The 19,703-nt window shown below is 63.9% G+C and carries 17 protein-coding genes, 1 tRNA gene and 1 pseudogene; 14 read left to right on the top strand and 5 right to left on the bottom strand.

Annotated elements, in window-relative coordinates; genetic code table 11:
* Positions 1 to 28 precede the first annotated feature (28 nt).
* From LB553_RS04865 to LB553_RS04855, 3 genes are all read right to left on the bottom strand, one after another.
* Complete coding sequence (locus tag LB553_RS04865; protein ID WP_224511159.1) at positions 29 to 1,054, bottom strand: aldose epimerase family protein; 1,026 nt, start codon at positions 1,052 to 1,054, stop codon at positions 29 to 31.
* A 181-nt stretch (positions 1,055 to 1,235) separates the two neighbouring features.
* The gene (locus tag LB553_RS04860; RefSeq protein WP_224511156.1) at positions 1,236 to 2,693 is read right to left on the bottom strand and encodes an NAD-dependent succinate-semialdehyde dehydrogenase; all 1,458 of its coding nucleotides are present in this window, start codon (positions 2,691 to 2,693) and stop codon (positions 1,236 to 1,238) included.
* A 310-nt stretch (positions 2,694 to 3,003) separates the two neighbouring features.
* Positions 3,004 to 3,954, bottom strand: a complete 951-nt coding sequence (locus LB553_RS04855) for an AEC family transporter (RefSeq protein ID WP_224511154.1) — start codon at positions 3,952 to 3,954, stop codon at positions 3,004 to 3,006.
* Positions 3,955 to 4,115: 161 nt separating this feature from the next.
* Between LB553_RS04855 and LB553_RS04850 the strand changes: the two genes are divergently transcribed.
* The 9 genes and pseudogenes from LB553_RS04850 (at position 4,116) to LB553_RS04815 (ending at position 11,832) form a co-directional block, all read left to right on the top strand.
* Positions 4,116 to 4,664 carry a histidine phosphatase family protein gene (locus tag LB553_RS04850; RefSeq protein WP_224511152.1) on the top strand — a complete coding sequence of 183 codons (549 nt, stop codon included), beginning with the start codon at positions 4,116 to 4,118 and terminating at the stop codon, positions 4,662 to 4,664.
* A 285-nt stretch (positions 4,665 to 4,949) separates the two neighbouring features.
* Positions 4,950 to 5,015, top strand: a tRNA-Thr gene (locus LB553_RS04845).
* 340 nt (positions 5,016 to 5,355) lie between these two features.
* Positions 5,356 to 6,045, top strand: a pseudogene (locus LB553_RS30765) (SPFH domain-containing protein); the annotation flags it as partial.
* A gap of 109 nt (positions 6,046 to 6,154) precedes the next feature.
* A complete protein-coding gene (locus LB553_RS30760) occupies positions 6,155 to 6,508 on the top strand; it encodes an SPFH domain-containing protein (RefSeq protein WP_412033248.1) in 354 nt (117 codons plus the stop codon).
* A gap of 235 nt (positions 6,509 to 6,743) precedes the next feature.
* Positions 6,744 to 7,025: an acyl carrier protein gene (locus tag LB553_RS04835; RefSeq protein ID WP_040981809.1), complete on the top strand. Its 282-nt coding sequence runs from the start codon at positions 6,744 to 6,746 to the stop codon at positions 7,023 to 7,025.
* Positions 7,026 to 7,140: 115 nt separating this feature from the next.
* On the top strand, positions 7,141 to 8,328 hold the full coding sequence (locus LB553_RS04830; protein WP_224511151.1) for a beta-ketoacyl-ACP synthase: 1,188 nt from the start codon (positions 7,141 to 7,143) through the stop codon (positions 8,326 to 8,328).
* A gap of 77 nt (positions 8,329 to 8,405) precedes the next feature.
* Entirely contained in the window at positions 8,406 to 9,677 is a 1,272-nt protein-coding gene (locus LB553_RS04825; protein ID WP_224511149.1) for a beta-ketoacyl-ACP synthase, read from the top strand.
* A gap of 114 nt (positions 9,678 to 9,791) precedes the next feature.
* Positions 9,792 to 10,820: a zinc-binding dehydrogenase gene (locus tag LB553_RS04820; protein ID WP_224511147.1), complete on the top strand. Its 1,029-nt coding sequence runs from the start codon at positions 9,792 to 9,794 to the stop codon at positions 10,818 to 10,820.
* Between the two features lie 19 nt (positions 10,821 to 10,839).
* On the top strand, positions 10,840 to 11,832 hold the full coding sequence (locus tag LB553_RS04815; RefSeq protein ID WP_224511145.1) for a lipid A biosynthesis lauroyl acyltransferase: 993 nt from the start codon (positions 10,840 to 10,842) through the stop codon (positions 11,830 to 11,832).
* A gap of 105 nt (positions 11,833 to 11,937) precedes the next feature.
* Here LB553_RS04815 and LB553_RS04810 read toward each other — a convergent pair whose 3' ends face one another.
* A complete protein-coding gene (locus LB553_RS04810) occupies positions 11,938 to 12,369 on the bottom strand; it encodes a L,D-transpeptidase (RefSeq protein ID WP_224511142.1) in 432 nt (143 codons plus the stop codon).
* Positions 12,370 to 12,626: 257 nt separating this feature from the next.
* On the opposite strand from LB553_RS04810, the gene LB553_RS04805 reads away from it, so the two are divergent.
* From LB553_RS04805 to LB553_RS04785, 5 genes are all read left to right on the top strand, one after another.
* Positions 12,627 to 13,904 carry an acetylornithine deacetylase/succinyl-diaminopimelate desuccinylase family protein gene (locus LB553_RS04805; RefSeq protein ID WP_224511140.1) on the top strand — a complete coding sequence of 426 codons (1,278 nt, stop codon included), beginning with the start codon at positions 12,627 to 12,629 and terminating at the stop codon, positions 13,902 to 13,904.
* 228 nt (positions 13,905 to 14,132) lie between these two features.
* The gene (locus LB553_RS04800; RefSeq protein WP_224511138.1) at positions 14,133 to 15,614 is read left to right on the top strand and encodes an ABC transporter substrate-binding protein; all 1,482 of its coding nucleotides are present in this window, start codon (positions 14,133 to 14,135) and stop codon (positions 15,612 to 15,614) included.
* 28 nt (positions 15,615 to 15,642) lie between these two features.
* Positions 15,643 to 16,692 (top strand): ABC transporter permease, encoded by a 1,050-nt coding sequence (locus LB553_RS04795; protein WP_224511135.1) that lies wholly within the window; start codon positions 15,643 to 15,645, stop codon positions 16,690 to 16,692.
* The gene (locus LB553_RS04790) at positions 16,689 to 17,558 is read left to right on the top strand and encodes an ABC transporter permease (RefSeq protein ID WP_224511134.1); all 870 of its coding nucleotides are present in this window, start codon (positions 16,689 to 16,691) and stop codon (positions 17,556 to 17,558) included. The genes LB553_RS04795 and LB553_RS04790 overlap by 4 nt, the downstream gene beginning before the upstream one ends.
* Complete coding sequence (locus tag LB553_RS04785; RefSeq protein ID WP_224511132.1) at positions 17,555 to 19,177, top strand: ABC transporter ATP-binding protein; 1,623 nt, start codon at positions 17,555 to 17,557, stop codon at positions 19,175 to 19,177. The genes LB553_RS04790 and LB553_RS04785 overlap by 4 nt, the downstream gene beginning before the upstream one ends.
* A 4-nt stretch (positions 19,178 to 19,181) precedes the next feature.
* Here the strand turns inward: LB553_RS04785 and LB553_RS04780 are convergent, their stop codons facing one another.
* Positions 19,182 to 19,667 (bottom strand): NUDIX domain-containing protein, encoded by a 486-nt coding sequence (locus LB553_RS04780; RefSeq protein WP_224511130.1) that lies wholly within the window; start codon positions 19,665 to 19,667, stop codon positions 19,182 to 19,184.
* Between the last annotated feature and the right edge of the window lie 36 nt (positions 19,668 to 19,703).

Below are 19,703 nucleotides of genomic sequence, written 5' to 3'. Positions count from 1 at the left end.
CGACCCTCACTTTCAGTATCGTCAAATTTTAAGGCAGACGGAACCGGTACTCCGTCACCTGATGATAGATCTGCCCCGGCCACAGCGTCGCCTGCGGGAAATAGGGCCGGTTCGGGGCATCCGGCCAGGTCTGCGCTTCGAGGCAGAGGCCTGAAAACGCCTTGTAGCGGCGGCCGTCGAGCCCCGGCGACGTCGGCGCGACGAATTGGCCGCTATAGAGCTGCAGTCCCGGTTCGGTGGTCCACACCTCCATCTCCACGCCGGAATTGGCGCCTTGCACCCAGGCAGCCTGGTGCAGCGGCCCGCGGCTGGAGGCCAGGCAGTAATTCAGGTCGTAGCGAAGCTGCTCGCCTTCCATTTCCATGCGCAGCGCCCGCGCCTGCCGGAAGTCATAAGGCGTGCCGTCGACGGGCTTTACGGCGCCGGTCGGGATCATCTCGTCATCGACGGGCGTGTAGGCGCCGGCGTTGAGCATCAGCCGGTGATCGAGGATGTCGCCGGCCCCGCCATCGTCGAGATTGAAATAGGAGTGCTGCGCGAGGTTGCAGAGCGTCGGCTCCTCGCAGGTCGCGGTCAGTTCCATGCTGAGCGTGCCCGGGATCTTCAGCCGGTAGGTGCAGGTGACGTCGAGCGCGCCGGGAAAGCCCATGGCGCCGTCCGGATCGTGCAGCGTCAGCGTCACAAAATCACGGCCATGCAGCGAGACGGACCATGGCCGGCGGAAATAGCCTTCCGAGCCGCCATGCAGCGTGTGCTTGCCGAGAAAATTCTGTTCGGTCTGGTAGCGGCTGCCGGCGATCGTGAAGCGGCCCCCGCCGATGCGGTTGGCGAAGCGGCCGACCACCGCCCCGAAGAAGGCGCGGTCGGTCTCGTAGGGTTCGAAACGGTCGTAGCCCAGCACCAGCGGCGCGTCGTGGCCGCTCAGCCTGAGATCCTGGATGATGGCGCCGAGCCCGATGATGTTGGCCGTGATGCCGCCGCCGCGAATGGTGAACCGGCGCACGGCCTCGCCCGCCTGCGTCGTGCCGAAGACCTCACCGTCCTTCATCGCCATGCCCAAGATGTCATTACCGATCCGTGGATTTAGGCCGGCTGCGTATCATCCGGCAAGCGCAGGCTAAAGCAATTCCAGGAAAAGTGCGCAGCGGCTTTGCGCCAAGACAAGGCGATAAGCAGTCCACCGTTTGTCCGAAACGGTGGACTGCCGGGTGCCTGCCCTCGCCTATGGATCGATGTCAGAGTCCGAGGCCGCCGAAGCAGGCATATTTGGTGTCGAGATAGTCCTCGATGCCCTGATGCCCGCCTTCACGGCCAAGACCCGATTCCTTGACGCCGCCGAACGGCGCCTCGGGCGTGGTGATCAGGCCTTCATTGACGCCGACCATGCCGTATTTCAGGCCTTCCATCACCCGGAAGGCGCGGCCGAGATCGCCGGTGTAGAAATAGGCGGCGAGGCCGAACTCGGTGTCATTGGCCAAGGCGATCGCCTCTTCCTCAGTCTCAAACTTGAACACGGGCGCGATAGGCCCAAAAATCTCTTCCTTCATGAAGCGCATGTTCGGCGTGGCGCCGGAGATCACCGTCGGCTGGAAGAACGAGCCACCCAGCGCATGACGCTTACCGCCGGCGACGACCTTGCCGCCCTTCGACGTCGCGTCGGCGATGAATTCCTCGACCTTCTCGACCGCCTTCTCGTCGATCAGCGGCCCCTGCTGCACGCCTTCTTCCAGGCCCGAGCCGACCTTGAGGTTGTTGCTGGCGGCGGCCAGCTTCTCGACGAATTTGTCATAGATGCCGGCCTGCACGAGGAAGCGATTGGTGCACACGCAGGTCTGGCCGGAATTGCGGTACTTGGCCGTGATGGCGCCGGCAACCGCGCGATCGACATCGGCGTCGTCGAAGACCAGGAACGGCGCGTTGCCGCCAAGCTCCATCGACACCTTCTTGACCGTCGAGGCCGACTTCTGGATAAGGATCTTGCCGACCTCGGTCGAGCCGGTGAAGGTGATCTTCTTGACCAGTGGGTTGGCGCAGATCTCGTCGCCGATTTCGCCGGCCGAACCGGTGATGACATTGACGACGCCCTTCGGAAAGCCGACTTCCTCGACAAGCGCGCCCCAGGCGAGCCCCGAATAAGGCGTCTGCGAGGCCGGCTTGACCACCGCGGTGCAGCCGGCGGCCAAAGCCGGACCGATCTTGCGGGCAAGCATCGAGGACGGGAAATTCCACGGCGTGATGGCGGCGATGACGCCGACCGGCTCCTTGGTCACCAGGATGCGGCGGTCGCCCCATGGCGACGGAACGATGTCGCCATAGACGCGGCGGCCTTCCTCGGCGAACCAGAGAATATAGCTGGCGGCCGAACCGATCTCGCCCTTGGATTCGGTCAGCGACTTGCCCTGCTCGATGGTCAGCAATTCGGCAAGCACGTCCTGATTGTCCATCATCGCGTCATGCAGCTTGCGCAGGAGCTTCGACCGCTCGAGCGCAGTGGTCTTGCTCCAGCTCTTGAACGCTTCCTCCGCGGCCTCGATGGCGCGGCGGGTTTCGGCCTTGCCGGCCTTCGGCACGGTGCCGATCTTCAGGCCCGTCGCCGGATTGTTGACGTCGATGGTCTGGCCGCTGTCGGCCTGCACCCATTCACCATTGATGAGATTGGCCTGGCGCATGAAATGGCTGGTTTTCTGAAGCATGATCTGGCCTCCGTTCGGCGCGCTGATCGGCCGTTTTCTGGATATCCGTTGAAGCGTGCTTCAAGAGCCGCACGCCGGCGCATTGCTCTTACCTAGGGAAAGGCAGGCAAGCAATCACAAGATGGCATATAGGGGTTGGGCCAGCAAAAGCGAGCGCCTCAATTGCTGGCAGGGATGTTGAGATTCAGGTCAGGCCGAGCCGAAAATAGCGATTTCCGAGAGCCGCAGCGGAGCATACCTTAAGTACGTGACCACCGGAAGCGCAGGAAATCGGTGTTGCAGGCCGGCCTCACCTGAATAACGCCATCCCTTATCCGAAGACGTGGATCACCACCGTCAGCCAGAACGACGTGGTCACGACCGCGCTTGCGGTGGCAAGCGTCATCTGGTTCGAGGCCAGCGCCTGGCCGGTGTTGAACTGGACGGCGATCAGGTAGGAATTGATGCCCGAAGGCAGCGCCGCAACCACCACCGCCACCTTGGCCGTCAGCGGCGGCAGGCCGAGAAGCCAGACGAAGGCCAGCACAAGCGCCGGCATCAGGAACAGTTTCAGCACCGACAGCGCCAGCGCCGGCCTGATATTGCCGGAGATGCCGAAGCGGCGCAGGCTGAGCCCCATGGCGAACAGCGCCACCGGACCGGCCGTGCCGGCAAGCGTGTCGACCAGCCGCTCGACCAGGTCCGGCATCGGTGCGCCGGTGAGGCGCCAGGCGAGCCCCGCCAGGATGCCGATGATCAGCGGATTGATGAACAGGCGCCGGAGGAAGCTTTTGACGACGCGCACAGGATGCACCGTCTCGCCGCTGCCGCGCCCGAACATCTCGAACAACACGATCGAGGTCATCATCATGATCGGCAGGTGAACCGAGACCAGCAGCGACAGCACCTCGAAGCCGCTGGCGCCGAATATGCCCAGGATGAAGGGCGCACCGAGCAGCACCACATTGGAATAGGCCGAGGATACGCCGCCGACGATGCCGGCGCGGGCATCTCGCCCGAACAGCCGCGTCACCACCAGATGGCCCGCGGCCCAGGTGATGGCGGCGGCCGCGAAATAGGCGCTCCACAGCGACCAAGGCGTGACGCCGTGGAAATCCGATTTGACCATGGTCTGGAAGAGCAGTAGCGGCATCGCCACGTTGACGGCGAATTCGGAAATGCCCTCCCCGCTCACTGGCTTCAAATAGCCGGTGAGCCCGGCAAGGTAGCCGAGCGCCACAAGGCTGAAGACGAAGAGGACGGTTTCGGTGAGTGGAGTCATTTTGCGGGCGGAGACATTTTTCCCGTGATAGGCGAGCCCCGACCGCGGCGCAACCGGCGCGGCGGGCCGATCTCCGGCGCCTCTGCTTGTTTTCCGGACGGCTTTGCGGTCCCTATATGCCAATCACGACCTGGTTCGCCCGGGCCGCCATAGGACTTCCGATGCTGCGACTTGTTCTGGTGCTTATCCTCCTAGCTGTTCCGAGCCTTGCCCACGCGACCGATGCCGGCTGGGCGCTGCTGCGCGACGGCGGCCATGTCGTGCTGCTTCGCCACGCCTTCGTCACCGGGGCGACGGACCCGGCCAATTTCGACATCGGCAATTGCGCCACGCAGCTCAATCTGTCCGAGCGCGGCAAGCAGCAGGCAAGCCGCATCGGCGCGCTGTTCGCGGCGCGCGCGGCGCCGATCGATCATGTGCTCTCCAGCCGCTACTGCCGCTGCCTGGACACCGCCCGCATCGCTTTTGAATCCGAGCCGCAGCCCTTCGCGCCGCTCGACCTGCTCAAAACCGACCCGGCCGAAAAGGCCGCGCAAATGGCCGCGATCATCAAGGAGATCCGCGGCTATTCCGGCTCCGACAATCTGGTCCTGGTAACGCATGTGGAAAATATCGAGGCGCTCACCGGCGTCGCGCCACGCGAGGGCGAAGCCGTGGTGGTGGCGCCGGATGGTGATGGCCTCAAGGTGCTTGGACGGGTCACGTTCTAAGGCGCCGCGCCAACCGGTGTTGCCGAAATACAACTCCCGGAAGAAGCCGCAAGTCCGCCGCGACAATGCCGCTTGCGACAACCCGTCGCAGGGTCTATAGGCGCGCTCCCGGTCACGAAAACCGAAGCGAGCACAGCGGTTTGGAGCTTTCGCCTCCGCCCGCGCAGCCGGCTTTGCCGCGCTGTGTACGGCGCCGTTTCGGAGTGTTGGGACTTGCGGGGTGTAGCTCATGGAGAGCGCCGGATTTCGTCCGGAGGCAGGGTTCGATTCCCACACCCACGACACGGATAGCTCAGTTGGTAGAGCATCAGATTTGTCATCTGACTGTCGAAGGTTCGATTCCTTCTCCAACGGCCTGATAAGCCGACACTTCAGGTGGTGTTATCCAAAACGGTCCGGGGACCGGAATGCGAGGACTTCACGGACGGCAAGGTTTCGGCCTCGCCGGGCGGCGACGTCCTGCGCCATCGGCTCGCGGCCAGGCCCGCGGTGACGATCAAGGCGCGACGCGGCCGGCAAAGGAAGCTTCGGTTTCCGGCGCCCGCTTCGCCGCCCCGCGATCCGCTCCCGAAGGCCCGCCGCGGATCGATGCCACCGGTCCCCGGATCATTCGTGCCGGGGAGACGAAGTACGACGTGAAACAGGAAACGAAAGGATGCTCGACGCATGACGTGACGCCTCGCATGAGGCCATGCCCGACAGGAGTAAGACAATGAAGACCATTCTCGAAAAGCTTCTTGGACGCCAGCGCGTCCTCGTGAAGGAAAATGAACGTGCCGTCGCCCTCTACAAGGGTGAGATCCAGGCGATCCTGATGCCGGGCGAGCATTGGCTCGCCAACCGGCGCGGCAACCTGGAAATCTCCAGGCACGACCTGAAGAACCCGGAATTCGTTTCGGCTTACGAGAAGGCGTTGCTCGACAAGCTCCCGGATGTGGCCGCGCGTCACCTCACCGTCGTCCGCACCGGACGCACGGAGGTTGCGGTCATCGAGCGCGACGGTACTTTGCATGCCGTGCTCACTCCGGACCGCAAGCTCGTGCTGTGGACCGATGCCGGACCGTGGAAGATCACGTCCGTCGACACGGCGGCCGATCTGGCTGTCGATCCGGCCCTGATGCGCCGGATCGGCCAGGCCCGCAAGACGGAGCATGTGTTCCTCTATCCGGTCGTGGACGGCCAGGTCGGGCTGCTGTTCGTGGACGGCGTCTTCGTCCGCACGCTCCAAGCGGGCGTGCACGCCTTCTGGAATGTCGGGCGCATGGTCCAGGTGAAGGTCGTCGACATCAAGCGCCAGTCGCTCGATGTCGCCGGGCAGGAAGTGTTGACCAGGGATCGCGTGACGATCCGCGTCAACATCGCCGCCGAATACCGGGTCGTCGATCCGGTGACGGCGGTGAGCACGGTGAAGGACTTCTCGGAAGCCCTCTACCGCGCCCTTCCGCAAGACGCTTGGCGCGCTCACGCTCGACCAGATCCTCGACAAGAAGGTGACGGTCGACGAGGACGCGGCGGCCAAGGTGCGCGACGACATGGCCGCGATCGGCGTCGAGGTCAGCGATATCGCTCTCAAGGATGTCATCCTGCCGGGCGATATGCGCGAGATCCTCAACCAGGTGGTTTCGGCCGAGAAGCAGGCCGAGGCCAACGTCATCCGCCGCCGCGAGGAGACGAACGCCACCCGTTCGCTGCTCAACACGGCCAAGGTGATGGCCGAGAACCCGGTGATGCTGCGGCTGAAGGAGCTCGAGGCTCTCGAAGCCATCGCCGGCAAGGTCGAGCGGCTCACCGTCCACAACGGAACGGGCGGGCTGCTCAACGACCTGGTCAAGCTCCGCGACTGATGCATGTCGCCCAAAGTGGTTCCGGCTTTGGGAGAACGACATGCATCGACATCGAAAGCTTACGCAGCATAAAATGGGAAGGGCCGCCGGTTCGACCGGCGGCCCTTCTTGCCTTTCCTCAATCCCCTACCCATCTGCCCCCGGCGCATCAGGCCTTTTCCTGCCGGGAAAAACCGATTAGACAGCGCCCAAACAAGATGCGGACAGATTCCGCCCGCAACCGAAGGAAGAGCCCTTGTCCACCACTTTCGAGAAAGTCGCCAAGATCATTGCCGACACCAGCGAGATCGACATCGACACCATCACGCCGGAGAGCCACACCATCGACGATCTCGGCATCGATAGCCTCGATTTCCTCGACATCGTCTTCGCCATCGACAAGGAATTCGGCATCAAGGTGCCGCTCGAGAAGTGGACGCAGGAGGTCAATGACGGCAAGGCTTCGACCGACGATTATTTCGTCATGAAGAACCTGTGCGCCAAGATCGATGCTCTGGTCGCGGCCAAGAACGCCTGATGTCCATAGAGCGCGCGAACTTGACGCGCTCGGCGCATGAGCCCGAAATCGGCATCGATTTTCGGAAGGGATCATGCGCAAAATCAAAAAGTCGCCTGACCCACAATAGCCGCCCATGAGTTCCCACGACGTCGTCATCACCGGGATCGGCCTTGTCTCGTCATTGGGAGAAGGTCCCGACGCGCACTGGCAAAAGCTGACGCAGCCCGGTTTCCAGCCGGTGCTCGATGCGGCGCGCTTCCCGCCCTACACCATCCATCCCCTGCCCGAGATCGACTGGAACCTGCAGATCGCCAAGCGTGGCGACCAGCGCCAGATGGAAACCTGGCAGCGGCTCGGAACCTATGCCGCGGGGCTGGCGCTGGACGACGCCGGCATCAAGGGCAATGACGAGCTCTGCACCACCATGGACATGGTGGTGGCGGCCGGCGGCGGCGAGCGCGACGAAGCCGTCGATGCTGTGATCCTTGCGGCCTCCGAGAGCCGCAATGACCGCGACGTGCTGCTCAACGAGAAGCTGACGACGGAACTGCGGCCGACTTTGTTCCTCGCCCAGCTCTCCAACCTGCTCGCCGGCAACATCTCGATCGTCCACAAGGTCACCGGTTCCTCTCGCACCTTCATGGGCGAAGAAGGCGCAGGCGTCTCGGCCGTAGAGACGGCGGCCGCGCGCATCCGCTCGGGACAGTCGACCCATGTTCTGGTCGGCGGCGCTTTTCAGACCGAGCATTCCGACATGCTGCTCGGCTATGAGCTTGCCGGCTACCTGCATCGCGGACCGTGGAAACCGGTCTGGCAACGCCAGGGCTCAGAAGGCGGCGGCGTGGTCACGGGCTCCGGCGGCGTCTTCCTGGTGCTCGAACAGCGCGAGCACGCAAAAAACCGCGGCCGCAAGATCTACGCCGAGCTTGGCCCCGTCGTCTCCGGCCGCGCCAGGCGCCGGCAAGGCGAGTTGAATTCAGAGATTGCTTCGCTGTTGAAGCAGGCCAACCTTCCCGACGGCGACCTGCTTACGATTTCCGCCGCCTCCGGCGCCCATGCCGCCACGGCGGCCGAAAAGGCGGTGCTCGACGCCAACCCGGCTTTGGCCGTGCGAGCCTTCTCGACGCTGACCGGCCATATGAAGGAAGCGCAATTCCCCTTTGCGGTTGCGCTCGCGGCGTTGGCCGTTGACCGCGGCGCCGGCTATCCTGTCTTCGATGCCACAGTGGAGCGCCCATTCAAAGGCGTGCCCAATTCCGTCCTTGCAACCGCGATCGGCTATCACCAATTCGAGGGCCTGGGGCTGATTAAAGCCGCTTAGATCGGTTTTTCGCAATTCCGGGCGGAAAACCGCTGCACACGCTTCCTGGAATTGCTCGATAACGAGGCAGACAAAGCATGGCCAATCTTCGCGATCACATGGGCAGGCCGATCGTCGCCGTTACCGGCATCGGCGTGGTGACCTCGCTCGGCATCGGCAAGGCCGACAATTGGGCGGCGCTGACCTCGGGCAAATCCGGCATCCATCCGATCACCCGCTTTCCGGTCGACCACCTCAACACCCGCATCTCCGGAATGGTCGACTTCCTGCCCTCGAGCTCGAAGGGCGCGAGCCATCTCACCTACGAACTGGCCGAGACGGCGGCCCAGGAGGCCGTCTCGGATGCGGGCCTCGATTCCGGCGATTTCGGCGGCCCGCTGTTCCTGGCCTCGCCGCCGGTCGAGCTCGACTGGGCCGACCGCTTCTCGCTCTATAATTCCGACAAGCAGGAGGCAGGCGCCGAGAGGTTGCTGCGCGTGGCGCGCGGGTTGAAGGAGCTGGATGTCTTCGAGACCACGCAGTTCGGCTCGATCGCCGATCGCCTGGCCGACCGCTTCGGCACGCGCGGCTTGCCGATCACTTTGTCCACCGCCTGCGCCTCGGGCGCCACCGCCATCCAGCTCGGGGTCGAGGCGATCCGGCGCGGCGAGTGCGACAAGGCGCTGTCGATCGGCGCCGACGGCTCGGCGACCGCCGAAGCGCTGATCCGTTTCTCGCTGCTCTCGGCGCTGTCCACCCACAACGACATTCCCGAGAAGGCCTCAAAGCCATTCTCCAAGGACCGCGATGGCTTCGTGCTGGCCGAAGGCTCCGGCGCACTGGTGCTGGAATCGCTGGAAGCCGCCCTTGCGCGCGGCGCGACGATCCTGGGCATCATGCGCGGCTGCGGCGAGAAAGCCGACGATTTCCATCGCACCCGCTCCAAGCCCGACGGCTCGCCGGCGATCGCGGCCGTGCGCGCTGCCCTTGCCGATGCGGGCCTCGGCGAAGACGAGATCGACTACGTCAATGCGCACGGCACCTCGACCCCCGAGAACGACAAGATGGAGCACCTGTCGCTGTCCACCGTCTTCGGCGAGCGCATCGGCTCCATGCCGATCTCCTCGAACAAGTCGATGATCGGCCACACACTGTCCGCTGCCGGTGCGGTGGAGGCCGCCTTCTCGCTGATGACCATGCGCGAAAGCGTCATCCCGCCGACCATCAATTACGACAATCCCGATCCGGCTATTGTCCTCGACGTCGTCCCGAACAAGAAGCGTGACGCCGAGGTCGGCACGGTTTTGTCGAACTCCTTCGGCTTTGGCGGCCAGAACACCTGCCTTGTCATGGCGCGGGAACCGGTCTAAGCGGATTTTTTCCGCAATGCATGTCGCGCAAAACTGAAATCGGTTTTGCGACAACGACGTGCGTAACAAAGAAACTAAAGCGCATTGCGCTTTAGAACCGAACTGACAGGCCCAATGCGCGCATTGCAACTTATCGAGGACCGCCGTCTCGAAACGGTGGACCTGCCGCCTCCCCCGCCGCCTTCGCTGGGCGAAGTGACGCTCCGTATCAAGGCGGTGGCGCTCAACCATATCGATGTCTGGGGCTGGCGCGGCATGGCCTTTGCCAAGCGCAAGCTGCCGCTGGTCGTCGGCGCCGAAGCCGCCGGCGAGGTCGAGGCAGTCGGCCCCGGCGTCTCCGGCCTGCAGCCCGGACAATTGGTGTCGATCTATGGCGCGCGCACCTGCGGGCTGTGCCGCGCCTGCCGCGAAGGCCGCGACAATCTCTGCGAGCATGTCGCCGGCGTGCACGGCTTCCATCTCGACGGCTTCGCCCAGGAAAGGATCAACCTGCCGGCGCGCCTCCTGGTGCCCGCTCCTCTCGGCGTTAGCGAAATGGGCGCCGCGGTCGCGCCCGTCACCTTCGGCACGGTCGAGCACATGCTGTTCGACAACGCGAAGCTGGAGCCTGGCGAAACCATCCTCGTCCATGCCGGCGGCTCCGGCATCGGCACGGCCGCCATCCAGTTGGCCAAGAAGATGGGCTGCACGGTCATCGCCACGGTCGGCTCGAACGACAAGATCGACAAGGCCAAGGCGCTTGGCGCCGACCATGTCATCAATTACCGCGAGGATCGTTTTGAAGGCGTCGTGCGCAAGCTGACGAAGAAGAAGGGCGTCGACGTGGTCTTCGAGCATGTCGGCGCCGACACATTCGCCGGCTCGATGCTGTCCTTGAAGCGCGGCGGCCGCCTCGTCACCTGCGGCTCGACCTCGGGCGTGTCGACGCAGGTCAACCTGATGCAGCTCTTCCAGCAGCAGCTGAAGCTGCTCGGCTCCTTCGGCTGCCGCATGGAGAACATGGCCAATGCCATGCAGAAAATGGCCGCCGGCCTCGTCGCCCCGGTCATCGACACCGAAGTCGGCTTCGACGATATCGATGCCGCGCTGAAGCGCATGGAAGGCCGCGACGTCTTCGGCAAGATCATCCTGCGCGTTTCCTAAAGCAGTTCCAGGAAGGCGGATGGTCGGCACGGTGTTCAGGAAAGCCCGCCGGGACTTCATGTTCCGCTACGGCCGGCGGCTGCGCCAGCTGGAGCACTGGCTGGTCGCCAAGCTCGCCATCGTGTTGCTCTCGCTGCTGCGCCTGTTGCCGCCGGACAGCGCGCTCAACTTCGCCGACCGTGTCGCCCGCCGTATCGGCCCGCTGGTTGGGCGCCATCGCGTTGCGGTCAACAATTTGCGCCTTGCCTACCCGCAAAAGAGCGACGCCGAGATCGAAGCCATCGCGCGCGACATGTGGGGCAACATGGCCCGCCTCGCGGCCGAATACATCTTCCTCGATGCATTGTTCGACTTCGATCCGGACGCTTCGAAGCCGGGCCGGGTCGAGGTGCGCGGCGTCGAGCATTTCCTTGAGATCGCCGGCGAGAAGAAGCCGCATATCTTGTTCACCGGCCATCTCGGCAATTTCGAGCTGCTGCCGGTGGCCGCCGCCACCTTCGGCATGAATATCACGGCGCTGTTTCGCCCGCCGAACAACCCCTACCTCGCCGACTACATCCACTCGACGCGCCGCTCCTCGATGGGCGCGCTGCTGCCCTCCGCCGCCGGAGCGTCCTTCGCCCTTGCCGCCATCCTGGAAAAGGGCGGCAATATCGGCGTGCTGGTCGACCAGAAATTCTCCGGCGGCGTGGACACGACCTTCTTCGGCCGCCCATGCCAGAGCAATCCGATGCTCGGCATGCTGGCCCGCCACTACGATTGCGATGTCTACCCCGCCCGCTGCGTCAGGTTGCCCGGCAACCGCTTCCGTCTGGAAATCGAGGACAGGCTGATCTTGCCGCGCACCGAAGGCGGCAGCGTCGACGTCAGCGCCACTGCCCAGCTACTCACCAATGTGGTCGAGCGCTGGGTGCGTGAGGATCCCGGCCAGTGGATGTGGTTCCACAAGCGCTGGGAAATCAGCGGCCGCCGCCGTAAGCGCGGACAGTCGAAGGCGACAGTCGGCCTTTAAAGCATGTCTCCCGAAAGTGGGAACCGGTTTCGGGATAAAAGACATGCGCAAATCAAGAACCTAAAGCGCATGGAGCGAATCTGAAAGATTGCGACGCGCTTTAGGTCAGTTGGTCACGACGATCCGCGTGTTGCCGAAGCCGACTTCCTTGACCATCGTGTAGAAGGTCGCGGCATTGGCCGGATGCAGGCGCACGCAGCCATGCGAGGCCGGGCGCCCGAGATTTCTCACCGACCCGGTGCCGTGAATGGCGTAGCCGCCGTGGAAGAACACCGAATAGGGCATCGGCGAGTTGTCGTATTTGCGCGAATACCACATCCGGGCGGTCCATTGCGGCCGGTAGCTGCCGCGCGGCGTGAAATAACCCTTGCGCGCGGTCGACACGCTCCAGCGATAGACGACCTGGCCGTATTTGCTGACGGTCATGGTCTGCGACGAGACGTCGATATTGGCGACCAGCGCGGCCGCCCGGCTTGCGATGGACATGCCGAACAACGCGGTTGTCAGCACGGTTGCCGTGAGAACGAACTTTTTCATGCGATCAAACCCCTTTGATTGCCCCCTGCCATCCACGCGGTTTTCCATCTTTTTGCCGGCAGGTGCGTTAAGTACCACACACTCGTTGACGAAACCGCCAATCCAATGCGGTGAATTTGAACGATTTCCCGGTATAGTTGCTGCCGCGACACGCACCCTCTGGAGTTTAGGCGGGCGTTGGGCCATGCCTGGATCGTCGTATGGCAATGAGTGACTGCTGCTTGCAAAAGTGCTGCGTTCCTTCTTCAATCCGCCGCATGGATGAACGACTTCTCAAGGCGGTCGAGGACCGGACCGACGACCTTGTTGCGCTGACCGCCGACCTGATCCGCTTCCCAACCGTCAATCCGCCAGGCGAGGCCTACCGGCCATGTGCCGAGTTTCTTGGCGCGCGCCTGAAGAAACGCGGCTTCGAAACCGAATTCATCCGTGCCGAGGGCGCGCCCGGCGACAGCGACCGCTATCCGCGCGTCAATATCGTCGCCCGTTTCGACGGCCGCTCGCCCGGCGCCTGCGTGCATTTCAACTCACATATCGACGTGGTCGAGGCGGGCGACGGCTGGACCGTCGATCCCTTTGCCGGCGTGGTGAGGGGCGGCAGGGTCTATGGCCGCGGCGCGTGCGACATGAAGGGCGGTCTGGCAGCCTCCGTCATTGCCGTCGAAGCCTTCATGGCAACCTATCCGGATTTCCCCGGCGCCATTGAGATATCGGGCACGGCGGACGAGGAATCGGGCGGTTTCGGCGGCGTCGCGCATCTGGCCAGGCTCGGCTATTTCTCCAGGCCGAAGGTCGACCATGTCATCATCCCCGAGCCGCTGAACAAGGATCGCATCTGCCTTGGCCATCGCGGCGTCTGGTGGGCCGAGGTTGAGACCAAGGGTGAGATCGCGCATGGCTCGATGCCGTTCCTCGGCGACAATGCGGTGCGCCATATGGGCGCTGTCCTGCAGGCCTTCGAAGAAGAATTGTTCCCGGCGCTCGACCGCAAGATGACGCGCATGCCGGTGGTGCCCGAAGGCGCCAGGCGCTCGACCATGAACATCAATTCCATCCATGGCGGCCAGACCGAGGACTTCCGGCCGGGGCTGCCCTCGCCCAACGTGCCCGATTCCTGTCGGCTGACCATCGACCGGCGCTTCCTGCTCGAAGAGGACATCACCACCGTGAAAGGCGAAGTCACCGGCATCCTCGACCGGCTGAAGCGCGAGCGGAATAAATTCGACTACGAGATCCGCGACCTGATGGAGGTGCTGCCGCTGATGACCGAGCGCGACGCGCCGGTGGTGAAAGCTGTCGCGAAAGGCATCATGGAGGTGTTCGACCGCGAACCCGACTATGTGATCTCGCCGGGCACCTACGACCAGAAGCATGTCGCGCGCATCGGCGACCTTTACGACTGCATCGCCTATGGCCCTGGCATTCTCGACCTCGCCCACCGGCCGGACGAATGGGTCGGCATCGCCGACATGGTGGAATCGGCCAAGGTGATGGCGATCGGCCTCAACATCCTGCTGAGAGGTACGACGGACTAAGAGCAATTCCAGGAAAACTGTGTAACGGTTTTCCGTCCGGAATTGCGCAAGAACAAGAGGGCGAGCGGTTCTCCGTTTCCGTGAAACGGTGAAACGCCCTAATCGCGCCGTTGACGGGAAAAACATTTCCCGCGGCGGGACATGGCAGCACGAAACGCAATTTACTCGCGCGCGAAATCACGCTTCTATCCGCCAGCCTGAGCACGTTTGAGCAATGGGAGTTCAGCGATGAAACTGTGGAAGACCACCCTGGCCGCGGCTGTGCTGTCGCTTGCCGCCGCCACGTCGGCCTTTGCCGCACGCAGCGACCTCACGCTGGGCATCGTGCTTGAGCCGCCGCATCTCGATCCGACCGCCGGCGCGGCCGCGGCCATCGGCGAAGTCACCTATGCCAATGTCTTTGAAGGGCTGACGCGCATCGACGACAACGGTCAGGTTCAACCCGCTCTCGCCCAGAGCTGGGCAGTCTCCGACGACGGCAAGGTCTACACGTTCAAGCTGCATTCCGGCGTGAAGTTCCATGACGGCTCGGCCTTCAGTGCCGACGACGTGAAATTCTCGCTGGACCGGGCGCGGGCCAAGGATTCGCTTAACCCGCAAAAGCCGCTCTTTGCGCATATCACCAATGTCACAGCGGTCGATCCGGCGACGGTGAAGGTTACGCTCGACGGTCCGCAGGGCGATTTCCTCTATGACATGGGCCAGGTTGCGGCGGTAATCGTGGGGAGGGCATCGGCCGACGGCAACAAGGACAAGCCGATCGGCACCGGTCCATTCAAGCTCGATCACTGGGCCAAAGGTTCCGAGATCACGCTCGTCAAGAACCCGGACTACTGGGGTACGCCCGCCGCGCTCGACAAGGCGACGTTCCGTATCGTGCCGGACGCGGCAGCGGCTGTCCCCGCATTGCTCTCGGGCGATATCCAGGCTTTCGCCAACATGCCCGCACAAGACGCGCTCGCGCAGGTCCAATCCGATCCGCGCTTCAGCGTCGTGATCGGCTCGACCGAGGGCGAGACAATCCTGTCGATCAACAACAAGAAGCCACCCTTCGACAAGCTCGCGGTGCGGCAGGCGCTCGCCTCCGCGATCGATCGCAGTGCCATTATCGCCGCGGCCTCGAACGGTCTTGGAAAGCCGATCGGCTCTCATTTTTCGCCAGGCGATGCGGGCTATGTCGATCTCACCGGCGTCTATCCGCACGACATCGCCAAGGCCAAGGCGTATCTGAAGGAAGCGGGGCTTGAAAACGGCTTTTCGGCCACGATCAAGCTGCCGCCCGTCCCCTACGCACGCGACGGCGGCCAGGTGATTCAGTCCCAGCTCAAGGAGATCGGGGTCAATCTGCAGATCGTTCCGGTCGAATGGGCGGAGTGGCTGAGCCAGGTCTTCACCAACAAGGACTACGACCTGACGATTGTTTCCCATGTCGAGCCAAACGACATCGATATCTATTCGCGGCCCGGCTACTATTTCCAGTATGACAATCCGAAGTTCAACGATGTCATCAAGGAACTCGGCACCACGGTCGACAAGGACAAGAGGCTGGAGCTGCTGAGCGAGGCGCAGAAGATACTCGCGCACGACGTGCCCGCCGTCTACCTGTTCGAGCTGCCCAAGATTGGCGTCTGGGACGCCAAGCTGCAGGGCATGTGGACGAACTGGCCGATCGAGGCTGACGATCTCACCAAGGTGAAGTGGACGGATTGAAGCCAGCGCGATCGCCCGATCGCCTCCCATGACCGCACACCTGCTCAAGCGCCTCATCATCGCGGCCCTCACGCTGGTGCTGGCCTCGATCGTGGTGTTCGCGGTCATGGAGATTCTGCCCGGCGATCCGGCACGCCTGATGCTGGGCATGAACGCCAGCGCCGACCAGGTCGAAGTGCTGCGCAACCAGATGGGGCTTAACGCACCGCTGGTGCTGCGCTACCTGCACTGGGCGGCGGGCTTGCTCAGCCTCGATTTCGGCCGCTCCTACACCTATTCGGTTCCCGTCATCGACCTGGTGCGCGAACGCATTGCCGTCTCCCTGCCGCTGGCGCTGATCGCACTGGCGCTCTCGACCATCATCGCCATTCCGGTCGGCGTGTTCTCCGCCAGCCGCCAGGGCAGAGCTGGCGATACGCTCGCCATGGGCGCCGCCCAGCTCGGCGTCGCCGTGCCGAATTTCTGGTTCGCTCTGATGCTGATCTATCTGTTCGCCGTCTGGCTGCATCTGGTGCCGGCCGGCGGCTTTCCGGGCTGGAGCGCCGGCATCTGGGCTGCGTTGAAATCCCTGCTGTTGCCGGCCGTCGCGCTGGCATTGCCGCAGGCGGCGATCCTGGCGCGCGTCGCCCGCTCGGCGCTGATCGAGGTGCTCAACGAGGACTATATCCGCACCGCGCGCGCTAAGGGCCTGCCCTATCGCGCCGTGCTCTGGCGCCATGCGCTGCGCAACGCCATGATCCCGGTGCTCACCATCCTCGGCCTGCAATTCGCCTTCCTGCTTGCCGGCACCATCATCATCGAGAACGTCTTCTACCTGCCCGGCCTCGGGCGGCTGATCTTCCAGGCCATCACCCAGCGCGACCTGATCGTGGTCGAGAGCATCGTCATGCTGCTGGTCGCCGCCGTAATCCTGATCAACCTCCTCGTCGATTTCTCCTACGCCATCGTCGACCCGCGCCTTAGAGCAATTCCAGGAAAAGTGCGTAGCGGTTTTCCGTCCGGAATTGCGCCAAAACAAATACTGAGAGCGGTTCAGCGATTCCGCGAAACGCGGAACCGCTCGAGAGGCCGGCAATGACCATGCGCATCGACCTGCCCGAGGAAACCATTGCCGGCGTGCTGGCCAAGGCCTTCGGCAATCGCTCCTTCCTGATCGGTCTGGCCATCACTCTGCTGGTTGTGGCCGTCGCGCTCCTCTCCTTTGTCTGGACGCCTTACGACGTCACCAGGTTGGTGATCGCCGACAAGACGCAGGCGCCCTCTTGGGCGCACTGGTTCGGCACCGACCATTTCGGCCGCGACATCCTGTCGATGATCATGGTCGGCGCCCGCAATTCGATTGCGGTGGCGCTGGTCGCGGTCGGCATCGGCATGGGCATCGGCGTGCCGCTCGGCGCCTTCGCCGCCGCGCGCGGCGGACTGGCCGACGAGGCGCTGATGCGTGTCAACGATCTCGTCTTCGCCTTCCCGGCATTGCTGTCAGCGATCATGATCACCGCGATCTTCGGTCCCGGCGCCGTCAACGCCATCATCGCCATCGGCATCTTCAACATCCCGGTCTTTGCCCGTGTCACCCGCGCCGGCGCTTTAGCCATCTGGCCGCGCGAGTTCATCCTTGCCGCGCGCGCCGCCGGCAAGGGCATGACGCGGATCACCGCCGAGCACATCCTGCCCAACATCACGACGCTGCTGCTGGTCCAGGGCACGATCCAGTTCGCGCTGGGCATCCTCGCCGAAGCCGGGCTTTCCTATGTCGGCCTCGGCGCCCAACCGCCGATGCCGAGCTGGGGCCGCATGCTGTTCGATGCCCAGACGCGCATGGTGACCGCGCCCTGGATGGCGATCTTCCCCGGCATGGCGATCGTCATCACCGTGCTTGGGCTGAACCTGCTCGGCGACGGCATCGCCGACATCCTCGATCCGAAATCGCGGCGGCGCCGATGAGCCTGCTCGAGATCGAGAACCTGTCGCTAACGATCGGCGCCACACCGATCCTCAAAGGCGTCGATCTGGCCATCGCGCCGGGCGAGGTCGTGGGCCTTGTCGGCGAATCCGGCTCCGGCAAGTCGATGACGGCGCTGACGATCATGCGGCTCCTGCCCCATCTGGCGCGCGCTGAAGGGCGCGTCGCCTTCGACGGCATCGACATCCTCGGCGCGAGCGAGGACCAGATGTGCGCCCTACGCGGGGACGATATCGGCATGGTCTTCCAGGAGCCGATGACGGCGCTCAACCCGGTCAAGACCATCGGCGAGCAGGTCGCCGAAGGCATACGCTGGCATACCAAGGCAGGCCGCGCCGATGCCGAGGACCGCGCCCGAAAAATCCTCGACCGGGTCGGACTGCCGGAGGCAAAATTCCCGCTGTCGCGCTACCCGCACGAACTGTCGGGCGGTCAGCGCCAGCGCGTCGTCATTGCCATCGCCTGCGCGCTGAAACCGAAGCTGCTCATCGCCGACGAGCCGACGACGGCGCTCGACGTGGTGCTGCAGGCGCAGATCCTCGATCTTCTGCGCGATCTGGTCAGCGAAAACCGCATGGGGCTGCTGCTCATCTCGCACGATCTCGCGGTGGTGACCGAGATGGCCGACCGCTTGACCATCCTGCGCCGTGGCGAAGTGACGGAAGCCGGCGACACCGCCCGCACGCTGTCGGAACAATCACATCCTTACACGCGCGAGCTGGCGCTCGCCTCCATGCATGTGCCGGCGCGCCCAAGGCCGCACCCTGCCGGCTCGGCAAAACCCTTGCTCGAAGTCGAAAGCGTCGGCCGGGACTATCCGGGGCGACGCAAATCGCTATTCCGGCCGGCGCAGCCGATCCGCGCCGTCGACGATGTCTCGCTCACCATCGAGCCCGCGCAATCGGTGGCGCTGGTCGGGCGCTCGGGCTGCGGCAAGTCCACGCTTGCCCGCATGATCCTCGCTTTGGACAAGCCGACCGCGGGCACGATCCGCTTTCGTGGCGTGCCCATCACGGGCAAGCCGGAATCGGCGCTGAGGCCGGCAAGGCGCGACATGCAGGTCGTGTTCCAGGATCCCTACGGCTCCTTCGACCCGCGCCAGAAGGTGGAAAAGCTGGTCGCCGAGCCGCTGCATCTTCTGGAAAAGCAGCCGGCAAAGGCCGAGCGCCGCGACATGGTCGCGCATGCGCTGCAGGAAGTCGGCCTTGGTCCGCGCGACATGGACAAATACCCGCATGAATTCTCGGGCGGCCAGCGCCAGCGCCTGTCGATCGCCCGCGCCATCATAACGCGGCCCAAGCTCGTCGTCGCCGACGAGCCGGTCTCGGCGCTGGATGTCTCGATCCGCGCCCAGATCCTCGACCTTTTCGCCGAGCTCAATCAGAAGCTCGGCATCGCCTATCTCTTCATCACCCATGACCTGACGGTCGCCCGCGCCATGGCGGACGAGGTGCTGGTCATGCATGAAGGCAAGATCGTCGAGCGCGGCCGCGCCGCCGATGTGCTCGACCATCCGCACTCGGAGGGGGCACAGGCGCTTGTCGCCGCTGCCCCTGACCTGCATCGGGCCATCGCTCGGCGGTTGCAGGAGCAAGGTTAGCCTCTCAGATCATCTGGAATTTTCCAGAGACCTTGAACCGGAGATAAGCCTCTATGCTGCGCGCCATGTTGGGCAGCATTTCGGGCAAGCGGTCGGGCGCAAACCAGCCGACCGCAGTGCTTTCATCATCTGTGACGGCCGGCTCGCCTTCGAAGGAACGCGTGTAAAACACCAGCGCGAAAAATTGGGTGCGATCGCCATTCGGAAACTGGAAGGTTTCATATTGTGGATCGCAGCCGAACCCGAACGGTTCGATATCGCTAACGATCAACCCGGTTTCCTCGATGACCTCCCTGATCACCACCGCTTCCAAGCCTTCGCCTTCCTCGGCATTGCCGCCAGGCAGACCCCACACGCCGAAATCGGTTCGCTTCTGCAGCAGGATGCGGCCGTCGGGGCGCTCGATGATGATGCGCGCGCCTGGCATCAGCACCAAACGGTTCCCGACCAATGCCCGCAATCGCCCGAGATAGCTGTCGGCAAAGGCCATTCAAACACTCCCTGCGCCAGCGAACCGTTTGCTCAA

Source organism: Mesorhizobium sp. CA8 (assembly GCF_020164955.1).
Classification (GTDB): Bacteria; Pseudomonadota; Alphaproteobacteria; order Rhizobiales; family Rhizobiaceae; genus Mesorhizobium.
The sequence above is the reverse complement of the archived record's forward strand: the minus strand, read 5'-3'. Positions and strand labels throughout refer to the sequence as shown.

Bases quoted from the DNA above. Each gene is read 5' to 3' on its own strand.
- LB553_RS04825 (WP_224511149.1), top strand. From the start codon at position 8,406: ATGGCCAATCTTCGCGATCACATGGGCAGGCCGATCGTCGCCGTTACC.
- LB553_RS04795 (WP_224511135.1), top strand. From the start codon at position 15,643: ATGACCGCACACCTGCTCAAGCGCCTCATCATCGCGGCCCTCACGCTG.
- LB553_RS04850 (WP_224511152.1), top strand. From the start codon at position 4,116: ATGCTGCGACTTGTTCTGGTGCTTATCCTCCTAGCTGTTCCGAGCCTT.
- LB553_RS04855 (WP_224511154.1), bottom strand. From the start codon at position 3,954: ATGACTCCACTCACCGAAACCGTCCTCTTCGTCTTCAGCCTTGTGGCG.
- LB553_RS04805 (WP_224511140.1), top strand. From the start codon at position 12,627: ATGGATGAACGACTTCTCAAGGCGGTCGAGGACCGGACCGACGACCTT.
- LB553_RS04815 (WP_224511145.1), top strand. From the start codon at position 10,840: ATGGTCGGCACGGTGTTCAGGAAAGCCCGCCGGGACTTCATGTTCCGC.
- LB553_RS04785 (WP_224511132.1), top strand. From the start codon at position 17,555: ATGAGCCTGCTCGAGATCGAGAACCTGTCGCTAACGATCGGCGCCACA.
- LB553_RS04810 (WP_224511142.1), bottom strand. From the start codon at position 12,369: ATGAAAAAGTTCGTTCTCACGGCAACCGTGCTGACAACCGCGTTGTTC.
- LB553_RS04790 (WP_224511134.1), top strand. From the start codon at position 16,689: ATGACCATGCGCATCGACCTGCCCGAGGAAACCATTGCCGGCGTGCTG.
- LB553_RS04800 (WP_224511138.1), top strand. From the start codon at position 14,133: ATGAAACTGTGGAAGACCACCCTGGCCGCGGCTGTGCTGTCGCTTGCC.
- LB553_RS04865 (WP_224511159.1), bottom strand. From the start codon at position 1,054: ATGGCGATGAAGGACGGTGAGGTCTTCGGCACGACGCAGGCGGGCGAG.
- LB553_RS04780 (WP_224511130.1), bottom strand. From the start codon at position 19,667: ATGGCCTTTGCCGACAGCTATCTCGGGCGATTGCGGGCATTGGTCGGG.
- LB553_RS04830 (WP_224511151.1), top strand. From the start codon at position 7,141: ATGAGTTCCCACGACGTCGTCATCACCGGGATCGGCCTTGTCTCGTCA.
- LB553_RS04860 (WP_224511156.1), bottom strand. From the start codon at position 2,693: ATGCTTCAGAAAACCAGCCATTTCATGCGCCAGGCCAATCTCATCAAT.
- LB553_RS04820 (WP_224511147.1), top strand. From the start codon at position 9,792: ATGCGCGCATTGCAACTTATCGAGGACCGCCGTCTCGAAACGGTGGAC.